Annotated in this window: 19 protein-coding genes and 1 tRNA gene; 10 read left to right on the top strand and 10 right to left on the bottom strand. The window is 45.0% G+C overall.

Annotated elements, in window-relative coordinates; all coding sequences use genetic code 11:
• Positions 1 to 17 precede the first annotated feature (17 nt).
• Positions 18 to 1268 (top strand): KamA family radical SAM protein, encoded by a 1251-nt coding sequence (locus GX441_11160; GenBank protein NLI99201.1) that lies wholly within the window; start codon positions 18 to 20, stop codon positions 1266 to 1268.
• Here GX441_11160 and GX441_11155 read toward each other — a convergent pair whose 3' ends face one another.
• The gene (locus tag GX441_11155) at positions 1269 to 3362 is read right to left on the bottom strand and encodes a hypothetical protein (GenBank protein NLI99200.1); all 2094 of its coding nucleotides are present in this window, start codon (positions 3360 to 3362) and stop codon (positions 1269 to 1271) included.
• A gap of 92 nt (positions 3363 to 3454) precedes the next feature.
• Between GX441_11155 and GX441_11150 the strand changes: the two genes are divergently transcribed.
• Both GX441_11150 and GX441_11145 read left to right on the top strand, forming a co-directional pair.
• On the top strand, positions 3455 to 5530 hold the full coding sequence (locus GX441_11150; GenBank protein NLI99199.1) for a T9SS type A sorting domain-containing protein: 2076 nt from the start codon (positions 3455 to 3457) through the stop codon (positions 5528 to 5530).
• A 91-nt stretch (positions 5531 to 5621) separates the two neighbouring features.
• The gene (locus GX441_11145; GenBank protein NLI99198.1) at positions 5622 to 6437 is read left to right on the top strand and encodes a hypothetical protein; all 816 of its coding nucleotides are present in this window, start codon (positions 5622 to 5624) and stop codon (positions 6435 to 6437) included.
• Here GX441_11145 and miaA read toward each other — a convergent pair.
• Both miaA and mutL read right to left on the bottom strand, forming a co-directional pair.
• On the bottom strand, positions 6434 to 7351 hold the full coding sequence (gene miaA, locus GX441_11140; GenBank protein NLI99197.1) for a tRNA (adenosine(37)-N6)-dimethylallyltransferase MiaA: 918 nt from the start codon (positions 7349 to 7351) through the stop codon (positions 6434 to 6436). The genes GX441_11145 and miaA overlap by 4 nt on opposite strands.
• 3 nt (positions 7352 to 7354) lie before the next feature.
• Positions 7355 to 9139, bottom strand: coding sequence for a DNA mismatch repair endonuclease MutL (gene mutL, locus GX441_11135; GenBank protein NLI99196.1), 1785 nt, complete (start codon positions 9137 to 9139; stop codon positions 7355 to 7357).
• A 429-nt stretch (positions 9140 to 9568) separates the two neighbouring features.
• On the opposite strand from mutL, the gene GX441_11130 reads away from it, so the two are divergent.
• The 3 genes from GX441_11130 (at position 9569) to tgt (ending at position 12809) form a co-directional block, all read left to right on the top strand.
• On the top strand, positions 9569 to 10513 hold the full coding sequence (locus tag GX441_11130) for a PASTA domain-containing protein (GenBank protein ID NLI99195.1): 945 nt from the start codon (positions 9569 to 9571) through the stop codon (positions 10511 to 10513).
• Between the two features lie 67 nt (positions 10514 to 10580).
• A complete protein-coding gene (gene queA / locus GX441_11125) occupies positions 10581 to 11645 on the top strand; it encodes a tRNA preQ1(34) S-adenosylmethionine ribosyltransferase-isomerase QueA (protein ID NLI99194.1) in 1065 nt (354 codons plus the stop codon).
• Positions 11646 to 11690: 45 nt separating this feature from the next.
• On the top strand, positions 11691 to 12809 hold the full coding sequence (gene tgt / locus GX441_11120; protein NLI99193.1) for a tRNA guanosine(34) transglycosylase Tgt: 1119 nt from the start codon (positions 11691 to 11693) through the stop codon (positions 12807 to 12809).
• 138 nt (positions 12810 to 12947) lie between these two features.
• Here tgt and GX441_11115 read toward each other — a convergent pair whose 3' ends face one another.
• A complete protein-coding gene (locus tag GX441_11115) occupies positions 12948 to 13460 on the bottom strand; it encodes a DUF2085 domain-containing protein (GenBank protein ID NLI99192.1) in 513 nt (170 codons plus the stop codon).
• A 136-nt stretch (positions 13461 to 13596) separates the two neighbouring features.
• On the opposite strand from GX441_11115, the gene GX441_11110 reads away from it, so the two are divergent.
• The 3 genes from GX441_11110 (at position 13597) to GX441_11100 (ending at position 14899) form a co-directional block, all read left to right on the top strand.
• The gene (locus GX441_11110) at positions 13597 to 14058 is read left to right on the top strand and encodes a DUF4870 domain-containing protein (GenBank protein ID NLI99191.1); all 462 of its coding nucleotides are present in this window, start codon (positions 13597 to 13599) and stop codon (positions 14056 to 14058) included.
• A 150-nt stretch (positions 14059 to 14208) separates the two neighbouring features.
• Positions 14209 to 14589 (top strand): TM2 domain-containing protein, encoded by a 381-nt coding sequence (locus GX441_11105; GenBank protein NLI99190.1) that lies wholly within the window; start codon positions 14209 to 14211, stop codon positions 14587 to 14589.
• Entirely contained in the window at positions 14558 to 14899 is a 342-nt protein-coding gene (locus tag GX441_11100) for a DUF2752 domain-containing protein (protein ID NLI99189.1), read from the top strand. Before GX441_11105 ends, GX441_11100 begins: the two co-directional genes overlap by 32 nt.
• Before the next feature lie 185 nt (positions 14900 to 15084).
• Here the strand turns inward: GX441_11100 and guaB are convergent, their stop codons facing one another.
• The 5 genes from guaB to GX441_11075 all read right to left on the bottom strand — a co-directional run bounded on the left by guaB (position 15085) and on the right by GX441_11075 (position 20306).
• Positions 15085 to 16563 (bottom strand): IMP dehydrogenase, encoded by a 1479-nt coding sequence (gene guaB / locus GX441_11095; GenBank protein NLI99188.1) that lies wholly within the window; start codon positions 16561 to 16563, stop codon positions 15085 to 15087.
• A gap of 11 nt (positions 16564 to 16574) precedes the next feature.
• A complete protein-coding gene (gene trxA, locus GX441_11090; GenBank protein ID NLI99187.1) occupies positions 16575 to 16892 on the bottom strand; it encodes a thioredoxin in 318 nt (105 codons plus the stop codon).
• A gap of 65 nt (positions 16893 to 16957) precedes the next feature.
• Entirely contained in the window at positions 16958 to 17572 is a 615-nt protein-coding gene (locus tag GX441_11085; protein ID NLI99186.1) for a protein-L-isoaspartate(D-aspartate) O-methyltransferase, read from the bottom strand.
• A 133-nt stretch (positions 17573 to 17705) separates the two neighbouring features.
• Positions 17706 to 19715 carry an NAD-dependent DNA ligase LigA gene (gene ligA, locus GX441_11080; protein NLI99185.1) on the bottom strand — a complete coding sequence of 670 codons (2010 nt, stop codon included), beginning with the start codon at positions 19713 to 19715 and terminating at the stop codon, positions 17706 to 17708.
• 93 nt (positions 19716 to 19808) lie between these two features.
• Positions 19809 to 20306 carry a hypothetical protein gene (locus GX441_11075; protein ID NLI99184.1) on the bottom strand — a complete coding sequence of 166 codons (498 nt, stop codon included), beginning with the start codon at positions 20304 to 20306 and terminating at the stop codon, positions 19809 to 19811.
• 136 nt (positions 20307 to 20442) lie between these two features.
• On the opposite strand from GX441_11075, the gene GX441_11070 reads away from it, so the two are divergent.
• A tRNA-His gene (locus tag GX441_11070) sits at positions 20443 to 20514 on the top strand.
• 64 nt (positions 20515 to 20578) lie between these two features.
• Here GX441_11070 and GX441_11065 read toward each other — a convergent pair.
• Positions 20579 to 21700: a response regulator gene (locus tag GX441_11065; GenBank protein NLI99183.1), complete on the bottom strand. Its 1122-nt coding sequence runs from the start codon at positions 21698 to 21700 to the stop codon at positions 20579 to 20581.
• Positions 21701 to 22111: the final 411 nt, after the last annotated feature.

Genomic DNA, 22111 nt, shown 5'->3' with positions numbered 1-22111 from the left:
TAAAAGGAGATTGATTTATGAAAGACCCGAAACGCCTGAAAGCGATAGCGCGCGCCGAAAAACTGCGCGAACGCATCAGTGATTATCTTGAGGTTAGAAAGACCATCCACACGGGTTTTGAGTTAGTGGAGGATGTTGGGGTACGCAAGAGGCGCATAATGGAAGAACTGGGAGGAACTGAGGAGCAGTGGAACGACTGGCACTGGCAGCTTGCTAATCGGATTCGCGATGTTGATACATTAACCAAGCTTATAGACCTGAGAGAGGAGGACCTCGAGGATATAACTAAAGTAGGCAAGACGTTTCGGTGGGCTGTGTCGCCGTACTATTTGTCCTTAGCTGATTTTTCAGGCCGTTACGGACCGATTAAACTTCAAGCCGTTCCTCTTGTAGCCGAACTGAGCATTCACGGCGGGAGCGTTGACCCGATGGACGAGGAGCACAACTCGCCTGCAGCAAGCGTAACCCGAAGATATCCGGACAGGCTTATAATACTCGTATCGAATATATGTCCGACCTATTGCAGGCACTGTCAGCGACGCAGATTGATAGGTCAGAAGGACCACCACACCGACTGGCCTCAAATCGAGGAATCCATCAAGTATGTCAGGGATAATCCGGAGATCAGGGACGTTCTCTTGACCGGAGGAGACCCCCTCACTCGCGATGATGAAGACCTGGAACGCATCCTCTCTTCGCTAAGGAAAATCAAGCATGTTGAGATAATCAGAATCGGCTCCCGCACGCCTGTAACCATGCCACAGCGAATCACGCCCGAACTTGTCAAAATACTCCAAAAGCACCACCCAATCTACTTGAACACGCAGTTTAATCATCCGAGAGAGATTACACCTGAATCCGCAAATGCATGCAGCATGCTTGCAGATGGTGGAATACCTCTAGGCAATCAGATGGTTTTACTTAACGGTATAAACGACCGATGTTCGGTAGTGAAGGCGCTCAATCAGGAACTCTTGAGGATACGCGTAAAACCTTACTACATCTTTCATGCAAAGGAGATAAGGGGTACTATCCATTTCGTAACCTCTGTCGACAAGGGAATCGAGATAATGGAGTTTCTGCGCGGCTATACGTCCGGAATGGCTATACCGACATACATAATAAACGCTCCTCACGGTCTTGGAAAGACGCCTATATTGCCGGAATACATCATTTCGAGAGGTCCGAATTTCATAACCATCAGAACATGGGAGAACAAGGTAATCCGTTATCCAAACCGCAAAGAAGTCGATATTACTCAGTTCTGATCAGAGATCGATCCTGATACCGCCCGTTTCACGAATTACCTCCGTCTTAACGCCGTTCTCTGGTTCCTTGGAGATCAGCCTGACTCCTTTAAGATTTGGCTCTAAATTGCTTTTCAGGAGATAGTTAATTGCATTTGAATCGATTTTTTCAAGTTCAGAAGTGAAAACAACCTTTTTATTTCTGGAAAGAACTTCGTAATAAGGTTTCGAGTACCTGGTTAGATCGTAAGCAATATTTACTGAGGGCAGTTTTAAGATACCTGCAGCCGGTATCCGTATAATCTGCGAAGCTCCTCGAAGCCCTTTTCTGACTTCATTACTATCGACTGCCGCATCGACTGTCATATTCTTTTGTTTGAGAATAAGTCCTGCTTCACTTATGTTGAAGTATTTAATGAGTGTATCCAGAGCTGATATATCGCCCGCTTTATCTGAGAGGCAAAGCACGTAGTCAATTGTTCTTAAGCCTCTAGAGTTAAGGTAGTTTCTAACAACTGTTTCGTTTTTTGAGCCTGTATTCAGAAGGATAGTGCGGCCATCGGATTCAAGAACAGCGACGTTGCCGTAATATGTATCGAGAAGAGTCAGTGTCGGTCTACTGTCCTTGAGGGCCCAGGGCCATATACCGATATTGATTCCAGCAAGAAGAATCAGTGCAGATAATGCAAATCGATATCTTCTCCCTTTTTCTGTATATAAAAGCAGAGCGGAAGCAAAAAGGGCAATCGTTACAGCGGCAGGCCAGCTTGCCGCCGCTAAAAGCTCTCCAGGCAAAACGTGCAGTATATTTTCAAGAAACCACAATAATCCGCTTACGGCATAACCAATTATCTCGCCTAAAGGCAGCCAGATAAGACTCAAGAGCAGGGCAACCAGACCCAAAGGAAACACGAATGAGACGAGCGGCACTGCCGGCAGATTGGCTAGTACAGACGATAATGTTATTTGATGAAACTGACTTGCCAGAAAAGGCAAGGTAAATATGGTCGCAGCGAGCGATACAGCCAAGGGCAGGATTATCCATTGATTAAGCCATTTTGGAATCTTTGGCTGATTAAGTTTAGAATATGTATGACTTAGCAATTCAACGGCAAGGATTATAGACAGAGTTGCGCTGAAACTGAGCTGGAAGCCTAAATCGAGAATCTGGGATGGCTTCCAGAGGATTATGGCTAAACCTGCAATCGAGAGATTATTCAAAGGCATGGTCTTGCGATCGAGGAGAAAGCCTATCGCTACCGCCACGCACATGAGCGAGGATCTTATAATCGAAGGGCAAGGTCCTACAAGAGCTACATAACCCGCGAGAAGCACCACAAGCAAGGGTAGCGACCATTTTCGAGGTATGTTTAAAAGCTTGAAAAGAAAAGCAAGAAAAGCGACAAGGATTCCGACATTAAGACCCGATACTGCCAGGAGATGAAGGGTTCCCGTTCTCCTCATATCAAAAAAAAGTTCCTCGGAGACAAGATCGGTTTTACCAAGAAGGATTGCAGAGAATATCGCGGCTTCAGGACCAAAGAGGACGCTCGATCTCTTGATAACTCCCTGTCTTGCCCGTGCTATCCAGGCATCGATGCCCTGAGGGGGGGAAATTATTGTCAACTCACTAACCTTTATGCGTCCGATGACACCTTCCCTTTTTAAGCGAGCGTTTCTGTCAGAAAGTCCGGGATTGCGCGGAAATGATAGGGGAAGTATTTCTCCCTTTACCCTCAATACTGTTCCAGGAGTAATATCTCTGTTCGTATAAATAAGAACTTTCCTTGCCTTCAAAAATGAAGGTGAATCAATCGTGAATGTCGAATATTCTCCCTCTCTTTCTCCTATTTTGCCTTCCGTAACAATCCGAACGTTGTAGGTCTCTTTAGATATCCCTGATGGAATGGAAATATTACCGTAAGCGAAAGCAAGAAGAAATATCGTCAGGTAAAGGAATTTCTCCGAGAAGAAAAAAACAAGAACAATACTAGCAAAACCTGCTGCCAAGAAAACCCACCAGGGAATGGGGAGGAGGAATCCGGCGATTACTCCAATTCCTATCACAAGACTACATCTTAACGCCGTAAAGCGTTTTGCAGTCAAAAGCTCCACGTTCAAGCATATTCACAAATGTGAACCAAGTCAATACTGGAGACTTGACTTTTGAGTCTGACCGGTTAAGCTGACAATCCAGGAGGAAAAAAATGTTTGCATCTACCTTAATCATTTTCCAGGGGTTGAATCGTCCGGGCATCACGGCGGATTTAAGTTCGCCTGAAGAGTGGAGGTATCTTTCCAGCCAGGCTTATGCTATCCAGCGTCCCCTGGAAACGGTACAAGGAACGCCTGCAAGCGTTTCAAGATTCAGGCTCCTTCTTCCGCCTAAAACGGCATTGATTATCAAATACAATCCTCAGTCAAGAACCGTTGCCGACACCCTTGTTCCGGATTATGGATTGACCGGGAATGCCCTGCTGGCTATCGAGAAATCGCCTTCTTGGCTAAAGCTTGATCTAACGGACAATCTTTCCCAGCTTGACGCCTCGAGACAGAACACTCTTGCGGATATGATTCTTAATCCCAGAGAACCCCGGTTGCGGGACGAGATTGCATTCGAGGCCGCACACATCTCAGCCAGTCATCTCAAAGTGATTAACCTCGACGTTATCAGACAGAACGTGGACTCGCTTTATGCGATTGATAACGAACTCGAATACGCCGATATCGTTGACTATGGAAACCCTGATAAGGACACGAATTATTATTCGACCATCCGCTACAAGGTGCTCAAGGATGGTATTAATCTTGACTGCGAGATCCCGAAAGAGATTTACTACTGGTACGTGATTCATCCGCGCGGGACCGATGAGAACCCTGCAATAATATACAACAAGTTCTGGAGGGAGTATCTTTATTACGACAACGGAACTAAATCGTACACGGAATCGGGCTCCTACCCGTTGCTCAAGGACGCGCTCGATACGATTGAATTCGCATGGGAGATAAAACCTCAAAGCGTTGGAGGGGGCGCCGTCTCTGCAGTCTATGACTGGGTTAACGGTGTTGTTAAATGGGGCGCCACTTCGCCGAGACCCATTCAGCCCATTGAGATTGCCTGCGATCACGACGGCAACTGCGGCGAGTTTCAGGACATCACATGGGCTGCCGGAAGAACGGCCTTGATTCCTACTGTGGGTGTGCTCGATATCAACGAAGACCATGTATGGTGTACCATGTGGATGTCAAAAAGCTACGATTTACCTGAGGAGAGTGAGTGGAGACCTGACTCTTCCGGAGCGTTTGACAAGGACCACGGCGGCAGTAAATACTGTTCACTAATCTGGAACTGGCGCGGCGACGGCTACCAGTACAGTGTCATAGAGCAGTATTCAAAATCGTGCACCCTTACGGTAAAAGCCCTGGGAACGAACGGCAAGCCCTTGTCGAACATGAACGTGAACGTAAACAGTCAGGGATGGCAGACAAATGAAGTGCTGAACGGCTATTCAGGAATCACAAACAGGGACGGCGTTTTCGTGACTGCGGTAGGCGAGGAGCAAGACTACTATATCAAGGTTCTCTGTAACAATCTGGGAAAGGTCGTTGATTCTTTATCCTCTCTTGCGGGAAGTAATTTCAATATATCGTGTACGTTAAACACCGACTACATTCCCAAATCAAGGGATCTTTCCGGCATTAATATGTACAGCCATTTTGCGATAACCGGAGAGATGGATACAACCATCGATATGCCTGAGGATAAAAACGCCTATCTCGTTTTCCTCAACAACTACCCTGAGATGAGCGAGGCGCTCTCGGGTACGATCTCGATTACGGAGAAAGGCGTGCGGCTCCTGCTCGATGCGGAGTACGATCTCGGTCACTGTCCGACGAACTCCTACGAAGCGACCAATTCCAGGTCCACAGTATTATTTTCGCCGGGAAGGCTCACAGATTTCTTTGTGACCGACTGGAACGGAGTTCATTCACTCGGATTATCTGAAGAAGCGGCTCGCAATCCTGAACCGCTTGCTTTGTCGGTTCAAACCTTAAATCTATCTCGCTGTGTCAGATTTTCGTTAAACGGGGCCGAATCCCTGGTGATGTTGAATGTATACGATGAAGCAGGCCGCATGGTCTACTCGGCAAAGGCGAGTCCGGATTCAAGAGGCATTGCGGTCATCGAATGGTCAATTCTTTCCCAGCCTTCAGGCGTATATTTCGCTCGGGCTAAGTCTGGAAAGTTTTTATCGACTTCTAAGTTTGTCCTTGTACGTTGAGGCAAACATTGACCGCAATCGATTGCCGTAAATCTTGACAAGGATACGCTCGAAGCGTATATTAAAATCGAAGAAACCTTTGGAGGAATCGTTGAAGAAATTATTGTTAATACTTCCTGCAGCAGCCGTTGTCGCTTTGATATTTTTCACGGGCTGTATAAAAAACGACCCGCCCGTTATCGAGAGCGTTTATACCGAACCTGCGATTGATACTCTTATTACGGCAGGCGATACGGTAAAAATCATCTGCACGGCAACAGATCCTAACGAGAACGAGATATACTATCGCTGGCAGGTTTTGAACGGCGGCACTCTTCTTGCTCCTTCTGACCAGCCAGAGGCATTCTGGGTATCGCCTCAGGAAAGCGGGGATTACAGAATAGAATGCACTTGCTGGGACCCTGATACGCTGATAAAGGTTGCAGATACCATAACGATTCACGTGCAGAACTACTTTCCGCTCGACCTCGGCAATACGTGGAACTACAAGGCGGCGCTCGGTCTGCAAACGATTACGCTTGAAGTGAGCATAACGGAAAAATCGTTCCCGCAGGATGGAGGAATTAAGTGGAAGCTCAAAAGAATTTTCAAAATTCCTGTCGAGCTCACAGACACCCTCTCTTACTACGAAACAAGGATGGATTCGATATTCTTTTTCAACTCTTCTAATTCCCAGAAGCGTTTGCTTTGCCTGCTTCCCCTCTGGGTAGGTAAAACCTGGGAGGGTGCAACCGTTGACAGCCTCAAGGATTTCGGAACCGATGCAGGGAATTTCTTTTCATGCATGCATGTTACCTACGAGGACGGCGGTATATGGTTTGCACCAGATGTCGGGATAATCAAGCAGACCGTAATGATAGGAAAGGATACCCTGGAGTTCAGTCTGACCGATTACGATTTTAATTAAATAAAATAAGCATGGAGCTGTTTCTCAATAAGAAGTCTTACTGCTTCCTGTGTATTGTTGAAATCAAAAGCGTCTATCCATTTTATCTCGCCCAGTGTTTTGAAAAAAGTCTCCTGGCGTTTCGTAAAGGAGTGGATTTTAGAAAGGATTAACCCCTTTGCATCATCGAGAGTTGTTAAACCATCGAGATAGTCGAATAGCTCTTTGTAGCCGTATGCGTTGAAGGCGTACAAGTCCCTAGAAAAGCCCATCTCCTTGAGCCTTCGAACCTCGTTAACGAATCCTTCATTGAGCATACGCTCAAGTCTGTGTTCCTGACGCTTTCTCAATTCGTTTCTGTCCAGCCTGAGTCCGATGTAGAAAGGTTTGACCGGAGGAGAAGGAGGAGTCTCCTTGATGAGTTCGGAATACGGCCTTCGCGCGGCAAGACACACCTCAAGCGCTCTGAGTAGTCTCTGGCGGTCGTTGGGATGAAGTTTCTCAGAGGTAACTTGGTCTTCGGCCTTGAGTTTTCGAGCAAGCGTCGCCGTAGGCAGTGTTTCAAGCTCTTCTCTAATCAATGGATTGTGAGGCAGGTTGGCGTGCAAGGGTTCGAATATGGCCTTCATGTAAAAACCTGCTCCACCCACAGCCAGAGGCCGTTCGAGACTTAAAAAAAGCTCCCATGCGTGACGGGCAAACTCGCCTGCCGATAGCTTGTAATCCGGAGGGCAGAGATCAAGCAAATAATGAGAAACAAGCGAACGCATTTCAGCGTTCGGCTTTGCCGTGCCAATCTCCATGAACTGGTAGCACTGCCGTGAATCAACCGACACAATTTCCCATGAATACCTTCTTGCCAGCTCGAAAGCGATTTCGCTTTTTCCCACTCCAGTTGCACCTAGAATAACCGGGATCAGTCTTTGGTTTTCCATCCGCTATATTCGACCGAATCGCTTGTCAAGATCATCCATCGTGAACTTTATAACCGTGGGTCTTCCATGCGGACAGAAGTAAGGGTTCTTGCAGCTGAAGAGTCTGTTGATTAAGGATTCCATCTCCGCCTGGGACAGCGCGCGTCCCGCTTTAACAGCCGCTTTGCACGAAATGAGTGCGGCCATCCTATCGCGGTTTCCGAGCTTGACCTCGCTCGTTGCGTTGAACTCCCTGAACAGCTCCCGCAAATCGGAAGCGCTCATCCGAGAATCTGCAGGAAGAGTCTCCACCATCACCTGGTTAGGTCCGAAGGGTTCCGCGTCGAGTCCAAGCTCCGAAAGTTCGCTTTCTATCTCCTCAAAGGTCGCGAACTCCTCCGGCGTCAGTTCGACTATCAATGGGAATAAAAGCGGCTGTTTTGCGGAATTCGAACTCAGTCTCTCGAGCATCTGTTCGTACAGTATCCGTTCGTGCGCCGCATGCTGATCGACAATCACAAGCCCCGAGGCAATCTGAGCAAGAATGTATGAGTTCTGAAGCTGCCAGAAAGAAGTCTGGGATTCCCGAAAAGCCTTTGGATGCTCGTCTGCACTCTCTCGGTATTCACCGCTAGTAGCACCGCCCGTACCCGTAACACCCGTAACACCCTTAACACCCGTAACATCCGTCTCATCCAGTGTTCCTTCAATGCGTGTTTGCAAAGAGGGATTGGTATCCATAGAGAGCTGTTTTGCATCCATCTCACTTATCCACTCGCTTCCACGCCGGAATCCCGGACGCTCCACTATATCAAGGTTCGCAACAGTCTGGCCGTGCAGACCTTTCCTCACGAGTTGGGAGATGTAATCGAAGAGAAAGCGTTCGTCGCGGTAACGCACCTCTGTCTTTGCAGGATGTATGTTCGCATCGAGAAGTTCTGGGGGAGAGGAGAGCATCAACACGAAGAAAGGTATCTGGGAACCTGGCTGAGGTCCGAATCCCTCGAGAACGGCCCTGAATATTGCTCGGTAGAGAACGGGTCTTGAGTTGAAGAACGTGCGCTGCATCCTCGAAAGTTCTCTTGCCTGGTCAGGTCTGACAATCACTCCCTTTACGGAAAGCTGGGAGTGACTTGCTCCGATAGGAATCAACTCGACGTTCTTCAAGTCAGGCAAAATCTCCTTTAACCGCGTAATCCAGTCATCCTGAGGCTGATAGCAAGCGTAAGTCTGTTTCGGACCTTTGACATCAAAATATACATCATTAAAGCAGATGGCATAGTTGCGCACTACCTCTAGCACAAGCCTGCGCTCGTAGGGTTCGCTTTTAAGGAACGCCCTGCGCGCCGGAAGGTTGAAGAAGAGCCGGGAGACGGTTACGGTCGTCCCCGGCATGCGCACGACCTCCTCCCTGCTCACCATCTTTCCTGCGTGCACTCTCATTAAAATGCCGCTCTCAGAGCCTTGCTTCTGGGTCTCGATAGAAAGCTCGCTCACCTCAGCGATGGAACCAAGCGCTTCGCCGCGGAAGCCGAACGATGAAATCCGCACAAGGTCCTCCGCAGTCTCGAGTTTGCTCGTTGCAAAACGCTTGACTGCAAGCTCCACCTCGTGCGGCGCTATGCCTTCGCCGTTGTCCGCAACCCGTATAAGACTCTTGCCTCCCTCTTCGAGATACACCTCTATTCGTGTAGCTCCGGCGTCAAGTGAGTTCTCTATCAATTCCTTGACAACGGACGAAGGTCTCTGTATGACCTCGCCTGCCGCTATTTTTGCTGCAGTTTCAGGAGGGAGTACGCGTATGCTCACTCGCAAATTCTAGGGCTTATGCAGTGCATGTCAAGGAAAAGATAAGCTGTGCAGTTTAGCTTCTGCCTCGTGATTTGGCAAATAACATGACAACAGGGGTCCCCATAATAATGCTTCTAGCATTATTATGGGAAGGTTTTTTCTACCCCACGAAATTGCTTCGCACTTACGTGGGGACCCCGGACTTTGAAATTGTTTTTGCCAAACGTATGCGCTTTCAGCGCTAATTCGGCAAATGCGGCTTCCAGCCGCTACTTTTGGCCATCTTCTGTCCATGTTTTGTTCATGATTCCTGACCGCATTTCTTTGAATCCTGACTACGAAACCTGACCAATATCTTTAACTCTGACTTGACTAGGTAAGCTAAACCTGACCTTGTTGAAGCTAACCTGCCTTGACTTTTTTCGTCTAATTCCTAGAATCTAATCTATGAGAAATATGAAACCTTATTTGATTTTATCGGCCGTCGTTGCCGTATTTGCAACCTCAAGCGCACAGACAATGATAATGCCTAAGCTTAAGGGACTTACGCCGGATTCCGCGAAAACCTTTTTTGCAAGCGACACAGATATTGTACTTATAATCCTCGAAGATTCGCTGTATACCGACAGTATGCCTCGCGGTCTTATAGCATGGCAGGATCCTTTAGCGGATTCGGCAGTCCAAGATACCATAAAAGTCAAACTTGCGGCACCACTGACTGTGAAACTTCCTGACGTAAGAGGAGTGCAGCTGCTTGAGGCAGCCGAGATTATAGCAAAAATGGGACTTAAGCTCTTATCGAACGGTGAAGAAGAAAGCGAAAAATACAAGCCCGGTGAGGTAATAAGCACAGAACCCGTTCAAGGTTCGATGGTTACAAGGGGTTCAACAGTTGGTGCAAAAGTATCGGTCGGGATACCAGACTATAAGTACACTACAACGTCTAGCGGCGTGCGGATAAATCTTTACGAAGACGTTGGCTTCAAGATTGTTTCAGCATCAGTGGTGACTTCGGATTCAGGAGGATTCAAGATGCGGCTTAATCTACAAGCGACTAATCCTTATAAACATTCTATCTCGGTTGAGAACTTAGATTACACATTTTCCATCAACGATGCAACCGTTGTAAAAGGTAAGCATAAACTATCGTTGAAAATCGGTCCAAACAACTCTAATACAGGATATGTAGATTTAATAATACCTTACTCATCCCTTAATAAGAAAACGGCTAAAAGCTTTCTCGAGAAAGGCAGGTACAGGCTTTACGGTTTCTTTAATATTGTAGTAGAATCTGGTTTCAGTCAGAAAAGTTTTGACGCTCGCGGTGAAATTCAATTGCCCCTATCAGATTCAAAGATCAAATCAGGACTCGAAGCTATTTCACAGAATTAGGTTTCATTATTAAAAGCGCTAGAAATAATTTTCGTTGACTTCAACGCAAGGGACAATAACATCTCCAATGTACAGGGAAGAATACGCTTACGAGCTTCCATCAGAGAAGATAGCGTTATATCCTGTTGAACCTCGCGATTCCTGTAATTTGATAATAATCCATAAGGATTCAGGGGAAATAGTTCATCGCAAGTTCAGCGATATATGCGACTATCTTGAACCAGGAGACTGCATTGTTCTTAATGATTCCAAAGTCCAACCAGTTCGTTTGATACTCAGGCGCAACACCGGTGGAATAGTTGAAATTCTATTAACGCACAGGCTTTCAGAAGGGGTGTGGACTTCTCTGGCCAGGCCATCAAAAAGAATAAAGATAGGGGAGAAGCTGCAAGACGAGGTGGGGCAAAGTATTGCGGAGGTTATTGAGAAAAAAGAGGGCCATCTTATACTCAAATTCCTTGTGAGCGAATCTACTATTTTTGACAAGCTGGGGCTTGCTCCGCTTCCCGCATATATTGACAGACGGCCAGAGAAGAAGGATTTAGAAACATACCAAACCGTTTACGCAAGAAACGGGTTTTCGATAGCGGCCCCTACTGCAGGGCTTCATTTTACTGTTGATTTATTAAAAAAAATCCGCGATAAAGGCGTAGGCATCGCTTATATTCAGCTTGATGTAGGAGAGGGAACTTTCAGGCCAATCGCGACGGATAATGTTGAAGAGCATGTAATGCTTTCGGAATATTTCCGTATTACTCGATACAATGCAGAACTAATCAACAAAGCCAGAAGAGTAATTGCAGTAGGAACAACTGTTACACGTACTCTTGAGTCCTTCAGTCAAAGAAATGTTATTGCTCAAACCGGTGAAACGGGTTTATTTATTTATCCGGGTTATAAATTTAAAAATGTTGATGCCCTTTTAACAAACTTCCACCAGCCAGGGTCAACACCGCTTCTTCTTACTGCTGCATTTTGCGGAAAGGATCTTTTATTTCACGCATACAGCGAAGCATTGAAGAGGGATTACCGTTTTCTTTCTTACGGTGACGGAATGCTAATAATACCTCAAAAGAAAACGTCGGTTTCTTTTGAGGACCCAGTCCAATTTTCAAGGAACATATCCTCATGAGAGTATCCAAGTCTACGTCTACAAGAAAACAGACAGGATGGAAAAGTGATTGAGTTCACTGTCAATTCAATAGATGCGGGTTCAAGTGCGCGCCAAGGAACGCTTGAACTTATTCATGGAAAAGTTGAAACACCGGCATTTATGGCAGTCGCGACACAAGGGACGGTTAAGGCTTTTACACCGGACGAAATTTCGGAACTTGGGGGGCAGATACTGGTTTCAAACGCCTACCACATCTATTTGAGACCGGGAGTGGAAGTTGTTCGAAACGCCGGGGGACTTTCGTCATTCATGGGGTGGAACAAGCCTATACTTACGGATTCAGGAGGATTCCAGATTCATTCCCTTGCAGGATTGCGGAACGTCACAGATGATGGCGTTACCTTCCAATCCCATATCGATGGTTCCAGGCATGAATTTACACCAAGGAAGGTTATTGAAATACAGGAATCCCTTGATACCGATATCTGGATGGTTCTGGATGAACCTGTCGGTTATCCGGCCGAGTATCCTCAGGCAGTCAGGTCGCTTGAGAGAACAACCCTATGGGCGCAAAGATCCCTGGATTCTATATCACAACATCGCATGTTCGGAATCATACAGGGAGCCACGTACGAGGATCTTCGGGAGCGCTCAGCTAAAGAGATTACTTCGTTGCCTTTCCAAGGTTTTGCATTAGGAGGACTGTGCTTAGGCGAACCTGGGGAATTGACTTACAGATTGATTTCACGCATTGAAGATATTTTGCCTTTTGAGAAGGTTCGATACGTAATGGGAGCTGGCTATCCTGAAGATATTTTGGAGATGGTTTCTCGCGGAATCGATCTTTTTGACTGCGTATTGCCTACACGCAACGGCAGAACAGGTTCAGCCTTCACAGGCAAAGGTCAGATAAACATCCGCAATGCACAATTCAAGGAAGATGCAGGTCCATTAGATGAAAACTGTTCATGTTATACTTGCAGAAAATTCTCCAGGGCTTTTCTCAGACACCTATTTATCTCCGGCGAGATTCTTGGACCCAGGCTAATCTCGATTCATAATCTTCATTTCTACTATACGCTTATGCAGGAGATAAGATCGGCAATCAAAAGCGACCGGTTTAATGAGTATAAGGTAAAGATACTTTCCGAATTAAAGGAAAATGATAAGCAAATGGCTTGAAACAGGATATCCGTTAAGAATATTGTCTCGCTAATTTGCATTAAATTACGAAACGTCTGCGCTTGGCATAGTCCTTCATCTGATTGCAGAACTAATAATCCTTCTTGCTGGAGAACGGAAGATTCTTAGAACCAAGCGTCAATTGGAATTCGCGACGCGAAGCACAAGATAGCCTAAAATGAATGAAGTACCTATGCCCGAGAACGCTCCTGTTAGGAATCTCAAAAAATTATTGCTTTCCCATGAAGTAAAAAGCTGAATAAAACCATCAATGAGAAGAGGGGAGAGGAGAAGGATGAAAACCGGCAGAACAAACCGGAGAAATCTCTTTTGCAGAAGCCATATCCGGATTCCCTTGAATAGAAGCGCGAAACCGGAAATAATCAAAAAAAGATATATCGAAAAACATCTGACGCAGACACCCATTTTATTCCCGCACACGAGCCACGAGCGGGACGGAAGCTGATGACACGAGATGCGGTAGATCTTATACAGAACCTCGGCAATACGATCCGCTCCTAATCTTACGAGAATTGGAGCAATAAATATACCGGAAAAAAAAATTAACATAAGTGCAAGGAAAGCTATCCAGCAGGTCAAGAATACCTTGTCTTCCGTAAAACTGGAAAAATCGGAGCGATTGTTTACCATTGCACAATTTTCTTAGAAAACAGAATGAAGTCAATGGGAAAAAATAGTTGGTCAAGTTAACTTTAGTTGACAACCCCTAAGCTTTGAATAGAATCAAACCAATCAATAGAAACTCTAAACCTTTGGAGGCGTTTAAATGGCCTTTCCTAGTGCAACAGAAGAACAAATCAAGGAAGGTAAAAGCCTTGCCTGGTTAGCCTATGTCGGTGTAGCAGCGGTAATTATTCCATTTGTCGGCTGGCTTGCAGGTCTTCTTTTCCTCGTCCCCTTGCTTGCCCACAAGGATAATCCTTTTTCAAAATATCACGGGCGCCAGGGTATGGTTCTTTTCATGTTTGAAGTGGCGTTCGGTATCATCATCGGAATACTGTGGGCAATTGCCGGCGCCATTGCAGTTGCTTCGTACGGCTACGGATACGGCATCGGCATGGGCATCTGCGGAGTACTCGTGTGGATAGTAATAGTGCTTGTAGGGCTTGCATTAGAGGTGTTATCTATCATCGGACTCATTCAGGCCGCTCAGGGAAAGTTCTGGAAGATGCCTGTGATTGGTGCAATTGCCGAAAGCTGGTTCAAGGGAATGGTACCTACTGCTTAATCATACAATCCATACAGAATTTCTTAAAGCCCCGGATATCCGGGGCTTTATTATTTTAGTGAAACAACAATTGAAATCTGACGTCTATAAAATTGGAATGAGAAAATTGACGGGTATCAGACAGGAAAACGATTAAAAGGAGTATATCGGATGTACTGCAGGCATTGCGGAGCAGAGGTTGCTGAAAAAGCGGATATATGTCTAAAATGCGGCGTAAGGCCGTTGAATTCGGACAGATTCTGCTGGAATTGCGGAGCTGAAACAGCATCTAATCAGGAATTATGCATCAAATGCGGAGTATTGCTGAAAAAGAAATCGGATTCAGATAGGAAAGAGTGGCTAGTGACATTACTTCTAGCTATTTTTTTGGGAGGCCTTGGAATACACCGCTTTTACACAGGCCATATAGGCACGGGCATCTTGATGCTTTTGACCGGAGGAGGCTGCGGAATTTGGTGGCTTATAGATATAATTCTCATCGCTACAGGCAGTTTCAAGGATGCAGACGGCAGGGAACTCCTTCAAAACTGATTTTCTGATTTATAATCTGCCTGAAATTGGTTTGCTTTTTCTGGCTGTAATCCTTGCAGTAGCAATATCATTGCTTCCTTTTTCGTTTATCGAGGGAAATTCTTCCGTATGTCTTTTCAGGATTGTTTTCGGTCATCCTTGCCCTGGTTGCGGCATGACGAGAGCAATATGGTTGTTTCTTCACGGAGATATCCATAATGCTATTGAGTACAACTGGAAGATCATCGTTGTAGCTCCCGCAGCTGTTGCCGCATTTTTATTTTCAACGAGAAATGTCTTGTCGAAATTGTGCCTGGGTTGCAAAGCTTAAAAAAACCGCGACTAGTAGCCCGAGACCGTAATGCTTGATTCTTAAAGAAATCCGCCTTGCCGAACCGCTAGACCACCTTCTGCAAAACATATTCTTGCCGATAATTTATATTATGTAAACTAAGTCTTAATCCTGCATCTCCTTGCTTGCGGTAAGCTAATGGTGCTCAATAATAGCGGTCTGCCCTATCTTTGGAGTTCGTAGTTAGGGGCTTCTTTTGTTATTCGAACATCGTGAGGGTGGCTTTCTCTCAGGCCGGCTCCGGAGATCTTTACGAATTTTGCATTCTTACGATGTTCTGCTATGTTCTTTGCTCCGTTATAACCAAGCCCGGATTTTGTTCCACCAGCAAGTTGGTATATTTGTTCTCTTACTGATCCCCGGTACGGGACAATACCTTCTATTCCTTCGGGTACAAACTTCTTGGATTCTTCCTGGAAGTAACGATCGGCTGAACCTTGCTTCATGGCATCAATGGAACCCATGGCTCTGTAGATTTTATATCTTCTACCTTCCAATAAAATTGACTCTCCAGGGCTTTCGTCCGTTCCGGCGAAGAGATTGCCTATCATGATAGTGTCGGCGCCTACAGCAAGCGATTTTACTATATCTCCAGAATATCTTATGCCGCCATCAGCTATTATCGGGATTTTAGCCTTGCGAGCTTCGCTGTAGCAGTTAATTATTGCTGTAAGTTGCGGAACTCCTATACCTGCAACTACGCGGGTCGTGCATATTGAGCCGGGACCTATCCCGACTTTTATTGCATCGGGCTCCAATTTTACAAGATCGGCAGCAGCTTCTGTTGTCCCTACGTTTCCTATGATAAGTTGTACGGTAGTTGTTTTTTTACGTAATTTAGAAGCAAGATCCATAGTCAGTTTTTGGTGAGCGTGAGCGGTATCAACAACGATTGCGTCTATACCGGCTTCTATAAGAGCGTCTACTCTTTCGAACGAGTCCTTTGAAACGCCTACGGCAGCTGCGCACCGTAAGCGGCCGCGATCATCGACAGTTGCGTCAGGATGTTCAAGCTTTTTGAGAATATCCTTCGCTGTGATTAATCCGGCCAGCCGACCTTGATCATCCGTAAGTAACAGTTTTTCGAGTTTGCTTCGCTTAAGAATTTCCCTTGCTTTTGTTAGACTTGTTCCTTTTTTAGCGGAAATGAGATTTTCCGAGGTCATAACCTTATCTACAGTAAGATCGAGATCTTCTTCGAACATAATATCCCGTCGGGTTACAATTCCAAGCACTCGATGTTCCTTGTCCACTACTGGAAAACCTGCGTAGTGGTGACGTTCCATAAGAACTTTTACGGCTTTAAGCTTCATGTCTGGAGGTACGGTATAGGGATCTTCAATTATTCCGCTTTCTGCTCGCTTAACCTTGCGGACCTCATCAGCTTGCCGTTCAATGCTCATGTTTTTATGAATGACGCCAATACCGCCTTGCTGGGCAAGCGCGATAGCCATCGCGGATTCGGTAACCGTATCCATAGCGGCGCTTACGAGTGGGAGTTTGAGTGAAATCTTCTTTGTAAATTTTGTGGAAAGATCGACATCTCTTGGCAAAACTTCTGAACGTTGCGGTTGAAGAAGCACGTCGTCGAATGTCAAACCCTCAGAGAGGGAGAGTTTCTTCGAGTCGAAGGGTTTAGGCATCTTCATCCCCTTCAAAGCAAAGCATTAAGTTTCTCGCTTAAAACTTCTTTTGGTACTGCACCTATGCTGCGATCTGCAATTTGTCCTTTACTGAAAAATATGACAGTCGGAATACTCATTATGTTGTAAGCTTGGGCTAATACGCGAGATTCATCAACATTGACTTTGACTACCTTAGCTTTTGAAGCGTAATCTTTAGACAGTTCTTCGATTACAGGTCCAAGAATTGTACAAGGATGACACCACGAAGCCCAGAAGTCAACTAAAACAGGAACTTCAGCTTCAAGCACTTCCCTTCTGAAATCCTCTTCGGTTTTTATCTGAAGCATATGAGTCTCCTTTTCGAATAATACGCAAGTCTTTATAAAAGTCAATCTGGAGTTAATCAAAGATGTTAGTTATTCTCAACCATTCCCTTCATGGGAACAAAAAAACACCCTCCTTCGTATTTTTCGGAGATTCCGGACTCGTCTTTTAAAAAAATAGTCAGCGATTGAATCTTGTGCTGGGGGCCAAGCGGAACAATAAGCCTCCCCCCTATCTTAAGTTGTTCGAAAAGAGGAGGGGGGACATATTCCGGCGCACAGGTGATGATTATAGCGTCAAAAGGAGCTTCCTCGGGCCATCCTGAATATCCATCGCCTGTTTTAACGTGAATATTCTTATATTCAAGAGAAAAGAGGATATCACTGGCAAGATCGCTAAGCTCTTTAATACATTCGATGGTGTATACATCGCGGCAAAGTTCAGCTAAAATGGCGGCTTGATATCCTGATCCCGTGCCAATCTCAAGCACTTTCTCATTCCCCTTAAGATGAAGCAATTGAGTCATTAAGGCAACCATTAAAGGTTGCGAGATTGTTTGACCGAATCCAATGGGAAGCGGGCAGTCTTCGTAGGCATTTGACCGGTTATCAACAGGAACAAACAAATGCCTGGGGACTTTCCGGAAAGCTTCAAGTACGCGTTTATCAGCGATGTCCCTTTTCAGCAATTGGGTCTTGACCATATTCTCGCGAGCGATTATGTACAAGTCTTCAGAGTTTGTGGAACTCACTTCTCAACACACCCGAGCAGCGTTCGAAAAAATATAGTTAACTGAAGAAAATTAAAAACATAGATTGGAATGCTCATCTGATTTCTCAGTTTTGATTTTGTTCAAGAATATTTATGAATTCCTCTTCGGAAACAACCTTGATTCCGAGCTTTAGGGCCTTTTCATACTTCGAACCTGGGTCTTTACCCGTTACGACATAGGATGTATTTTTCGACACCGAGGATGATACCTTTCCGCCCCGTTTTATAACCTCTTGGGCTGCCGCTTCTCTTGTCATTCCATCAAGAGTGCCTGTAAAGACGAAACTCAGACCTTTAAGCGTATTCGATATTATTCCCATCCTTTCGGATGACATATTGACACCTGCTTTTGCAAGACGTTTTATGAGATCGAGATTTTTGGAGTTGGAAAAAAAATCACAAACACTTTTGGCTGTAACAGGCCCAATTCCTGAAATCGAACTCAATTCCTCGTAATCGGCGTTGATCAGTTCGGAGATATTCGGGAAATGTTTTGCCAGATCTTGCGCACCTTTTGCGCCCACAAAGCGTATTCCGAGTCCGTAAAGCAACCTTGAAAGATCTCTTTTCTTGCTCTCCGTAATCGCTTCGAGTAAATTCTCGCTGGATTTCTTGCCCATTCTTTCAAGAGTCAATAGCTTATCCGCATCCAGTTCATATATGTCGGCTATGCTTTTAACGAGCCCTTTCTCTACAAGTTGAACGATAAGCATATATCCCATGCCTTCAATATCCATAGCTCCCCTTGAAGCATATAAAGCGAGAGACGCCTTGAGAATTGCCGGACAGTCACGATTTATGCATCGCCAGGTTACTTCCCCTTCATAATGCTCCAGACTGGAGCCGCAGACAGGACATTCATCGGGCATTACGAACTCACGTTCAGTACCGTTTCTTCTTTCAGGCAGGGACCTGATCACCTGGGGAATTATCTCGCCCGCTTTTTCAACCAGCACCCAATCCCCTATCATTAAACCTTTGCGCCGGATCTCTGACTCGTTGAATAGTCCAGCTCTGGATACTGTAGTCCCTGAAATGAGGATTGGTTCTAATATTGCTACTGGATTAACTGAACCTGTGCGGCTGACATTCAACTGGATGTCAAGCAGTTTAGTTATTACCTGTTCGGGTTGGTATTTGTAGGCAACGGCCCAGCGGGGAGCTTTCGCCGTGGCTCCCAACTCATTTTGTGCGGTAAACGAATCGACCTTTACAACGACACCGTCAACCGCATAGGGAACATCAAAACGCTCCTTTTCCCAGTTGCGAATATATGAAAGGACTTCTGTAATGTCGCTGCATCTGCACATTTTCGGAATTATCGGTATACCTGAATCTCTTACTTCTTCAAGAAGTTCATAAAGCGAGTTACCCTGCCAACCATCAGGCATTAACGGCGAATGCGCCATGAAAGCGAGTCTTCTTTTAGCTACTTCACGAGGGTCAAGCAGTTTTAAGCTTCCCGCTGTCGAGTTGCGGGGATTCGCGAACGTTTCCAGTCCTTCTTCTTCTCTCTCCTTGTTAATTCGCGCAAACTCCTCCTTTGGCATATAAACCTCTCCCCTGACAATCAAAACCCCTTTAGAAAAATTATTGTTAATGAGCCTTAGCGGTATCGAATGGATTGTTTTGAGGTTTTCCGTGATTTCATCGCCCGTTCTGCCGTCGCCTCGCGTTAATCCTCTTACGAAGACACCGTCTTCATACCTAAGGCTTACTGCAACACCGTCGATTTTTTGCTGCACGAGATAAATCTGACTTCCGGCCGACTGACGCACCTTTCTGTCAAAATCTGATAAGTCATCCTCTGAGTATGTATTGTCAAGGCTCATCATCTGTTTTTCGTGAGTGATTTGCTTGAAGCCTTCGAGCGGCTGGCCGCCGACACGTTGAGTAGGTGAATCGGGTGTTATTAATTCAGGATATTTGTTTTCAAGGTCGGACAATCTTCTCAGGAGAAGATCAAACTCTGCGTCCGAGATCTCAGGTTTAGCAAGAACGTAATAACAGTAATTGTGGTGATTAATTTGCTCTCTAAGTTTTTCTATTTCACGAAGCGCCTCTGATGAATCCATTATTAAGAATATGAGCGATGTTAATGCTTGTCAAGCGAATAAATCAACAGGCATTGTTTGAAAAGGTCTTTCAGCTTAGTTAAGAGCTTGTGTCTATTTTACTTTCTCCAATTTATCCAAAAGCTTGGTGCCGATATCTTCGTCGCTCATTGTGCCGGACATGCTCGCTGAAGCGAGGTAGGAGCAGTAGTTGATCGGAATTGACCAGGTTTCTCCTTTATAATCTATCAGCAGATCCGCAAAATCAAAATCATCAATTGATTGAGCGGCAAGAATACCGGTAGCTCCTGCGCAGACACCCATGAAGTAGCCGTATTGCTCTTCAGAGGACATTGAATTCCAATCCTCATCGGTTCTGGATGCAGTCTTCAGTTCAACCCTGACGTCATATTCATCGCCTCTTTTTAACACCTTGGTGCTGACTTTGAATGGCCCCGCATTTTCTATAGCATCCTTGACTTGATTAGCAAAAATCTTGCCTTTGCCGGTTTCCACGACTGTTTCTTCTTGTTGTTTTTTAGGCGACAAGCCGCAATTAAGAAACAGCAGAGACACCGCTGTCAAGAATCCCAGAAACATCTTTTTATTCATTGTGATCTCCTATATTTAAGGTTTGCAGAAAGTATATTAGATAAAGAAGAAAGGTCAAGTGTTTACGATTGCAGGTATTTTTTAATCGTTTGGGTGTTGACACCCTGAGGGATTCGGATAAAATGCCTCATCAATGGTGGGTGTAGCTCAATGGCAGAGTGCTTGACTGTGGCTCAAGTTGTTGGGGGTTCAAATCCCCTCACCCACCCTTCTGATGGAAAACCCCAATCATTATTGGGGTTTTTGTATTATAAGCATTTATAAAGCAAGCGCTACTTGGGAATTACCTCAAGGATTCTAGGTACATACTTCTTCATTATTACTCTTGCCATACCAAGGTTACCTTTTCTGGTAATCGCCAGACCGTGATAGAATTTGTTTCCAGGGTAAACAACAATAAGTATATAGGCTTTCTCCGTAGTAATCAGTATGTCTTCGGTTGAACCTAAAGCATCTTTACCGCCAAGTGCAAAGATAGCCCTTTCATTTGCTTTTACGACATCAGCATAAGCGGCGGAAGCTACGGTTGCGTCAAAATCAGGATATATCGAGCCTCCTCCGATAGACAAGCCTGATGCTATCTCTACGATATCTGTCGATACGAATTCAGCGACTTCGGATCTGAATTCGGCCAGGATTTCGTCCAAATTCGCCATTTGGTTCCTCCTTTGAGTTGGAGTTTTTTTTGTTTTTTGTTCGATAATCTTTTCTGAATCGGCTGATTTTACGGTCTTGAGAAGTAATGATTCCAAGCTTTTATTAATTGTTTTCGGGAAAGAAAAGTCCAAAGACTTGGTTTCAAACAAGCCCGCGTTCCAATTTTGAATTTCAAAAAAAGCTTGTTCACCTTGAAATTTCTTGGTTTCAGCATGGCATACTTTCCCTTTTTCAAAATATATCCGACCAATATCTCCCTTGTGTCTGATTTCGAGAATCATACTTTTCCCCTCCCTTGCATACATCTGTATCAAGTTTTCATAATTAAGCACAACAGGTCCGGAAAGAACCATTGACTTATCATCTTCAGTATAATCAAGTAACTTAGATGCTGTTTCAAGAAATTCATTGGTTGAAAAGGGTTTAACTAAATAATTTTGAACCCCGAGTTCGAATGCCTCAGCTTGAGAGTCATGGGAAGGGAACCCGGTTATTATCAAGATTTGCTGCTTGGGATTAACCGCTTTTATTTTTCTGATCAATTGTATGCCGTCCATTTCAGGCATATTCAAATCCACAATTACAAGCTGAAACTTCTTTCTTGCAGTAGTTTCGATAGCCTGTTCGCTGCTGAAAACCGCTTTACAATCAAAACCTCTTGTTGACAATAATGTTTCTAGGTTTTTCGCAAAATCAATCTCATCATCTACGATTAGTATATTTTTCTTACCGTCCATACTAATCCTTTCTTAAAAATAAAATTGTATTCAAGTACCCAAGGAATTTTAGATAGACTTCAATCATTTTAACCTAGTTGATATACATTATAGCTGTGGAATAATGACTGTCAATAACACATCCCTTCTCTTTATCTTACTGAATTTTATTGATTAAACAGAATGCAAAATGAACGAAGTATTTTAACGAGTATTATTCAGATTAAATACATGAATTCTTAATCAAAAGCGTGAGTGCCTTAGCGGATGAATTCGGAGGGAAGAAATGACCCGAAGGTATATTACTTTGAACATTTTTATGCTTGCGCCTACTGATTGCTGGGGTATCTTCTCGTGCCGGAATAATGTCTTCATATAGTTCACTGAGAAAGTCGCAAAGACTCTCTCTCTTTCGACGGCTTTTCCTGCGCG

Source organism: bacterium (assembly GCA_012517375.1).
Taxonomy (GTDB): Bacteria; Hydrothermota; Tepidihabitantia; order B3-TA06; family B3-TA06; genus JAAYVC01.
Note: the sequence above shows the minus strand (reverse complement) of the source record. Positions and strands in the feature narration are given on the sequence as shown.

Bases quoted from the DNA above. Each gene is read 5' to 3' on its own strand.
- ligA (NLI99185.1), bottom strand. From the start codon at position 19,715: ATGGATTCATCAGAGGCGCTTCGTGAAATAGAAAAACTTAGAGAGCAA.
- GX441_11150 (NLI99199.1), top strand. From the start codon at position 3,455: ATGTTTGCATCTACCTTAATCATTTTCCAGGGGTTGAATCGTCCGGGC.
- GX441_11130 (NLI99195.1), top strand. From the start codon at position 9,569: ATGAGAAATATGAAACCTTATTTGATTTTATCGGCCGTCGTTGCCGTA.
- GX441_11115 (NLI99192.1), bottom strand. From the start codon at position 13,460: ATGGTAAACAATCGCTCCGATTTTTCCAGTTTTACGGAAGACAAGGTA.
- guaB (NLI99188.1), bottom strand. From the start codon at position 16,563: ATGCCTAAACCCTTCGACTCGAAGAAACTCTCCCTCTCTGAGGGTTTG.
- GX441_11110 (NLI99191.1), top strand. From the start codon at position 13,597: ATGGCCTTTCCTAGTGCAACAGAAGAACAAATCAAGGAAGGTAAAAGC.
- GX441_11075 (NLI99184.1), bottom strand. From the start codon at position 20,306: ATGAATAAAAAGATGTTTCTGGGATTCTTGACAGCGGTGTCTCTGCTG.
- GX441_11085 (NLI99186.1), bottom strand. From the start codon at position 17,572: ATGGTCAAGACCCAATTGCTGAAAAGGGACATCGCTGATAAACGCGTA.
- GX441_11105 (NLI99190.1), top strand. From the start codon at position 14,209: ATGTACTGCAGGCATTGCGGAGCAGAGGTTGCTGAAAAAGCGGATATA.
- queA (NLI99194.1), top strand. From the start codon at position 10,581: ATGTACAGGGAAGAATACGCTTACGAGCTTCCATCAGAGAAGATAGCG.
- miaA (NLI99197.1), bottom strand. From the start codon at position 7,351: ATGGAAAACCAAAGACTGATCCCGGTTATTCTAGGTGCAACTGGAGTG.
- GX441_11065 (NLI99183.1), bottom strand. From the start codon at position 21,700: ATGGACGGTAAGAAAAATATACTAATCGTAGATGATGAGATTGATTTT.
- GX441_11160 (NLI99201.1), top strand. From the start codon at position 18: ATGAAAGACCCGAAACGCCTGAAAGCGATAGCGCGCGCCGAAAAACTG.
- GX441_11100 (NLI99189.1), top strand. From the start codon at position 14,558: ATGCAGACGGCAGGGAACTCCTTCAAAACTGATTTTCTGATTTATAAT.
- trxA (NLI99187.1), bottom strand. From the start codon at position 16,892: ATGCTTCAGATAAAAACCGAAGAGGATTTCAGAAGGGAAGTGCTTGAA.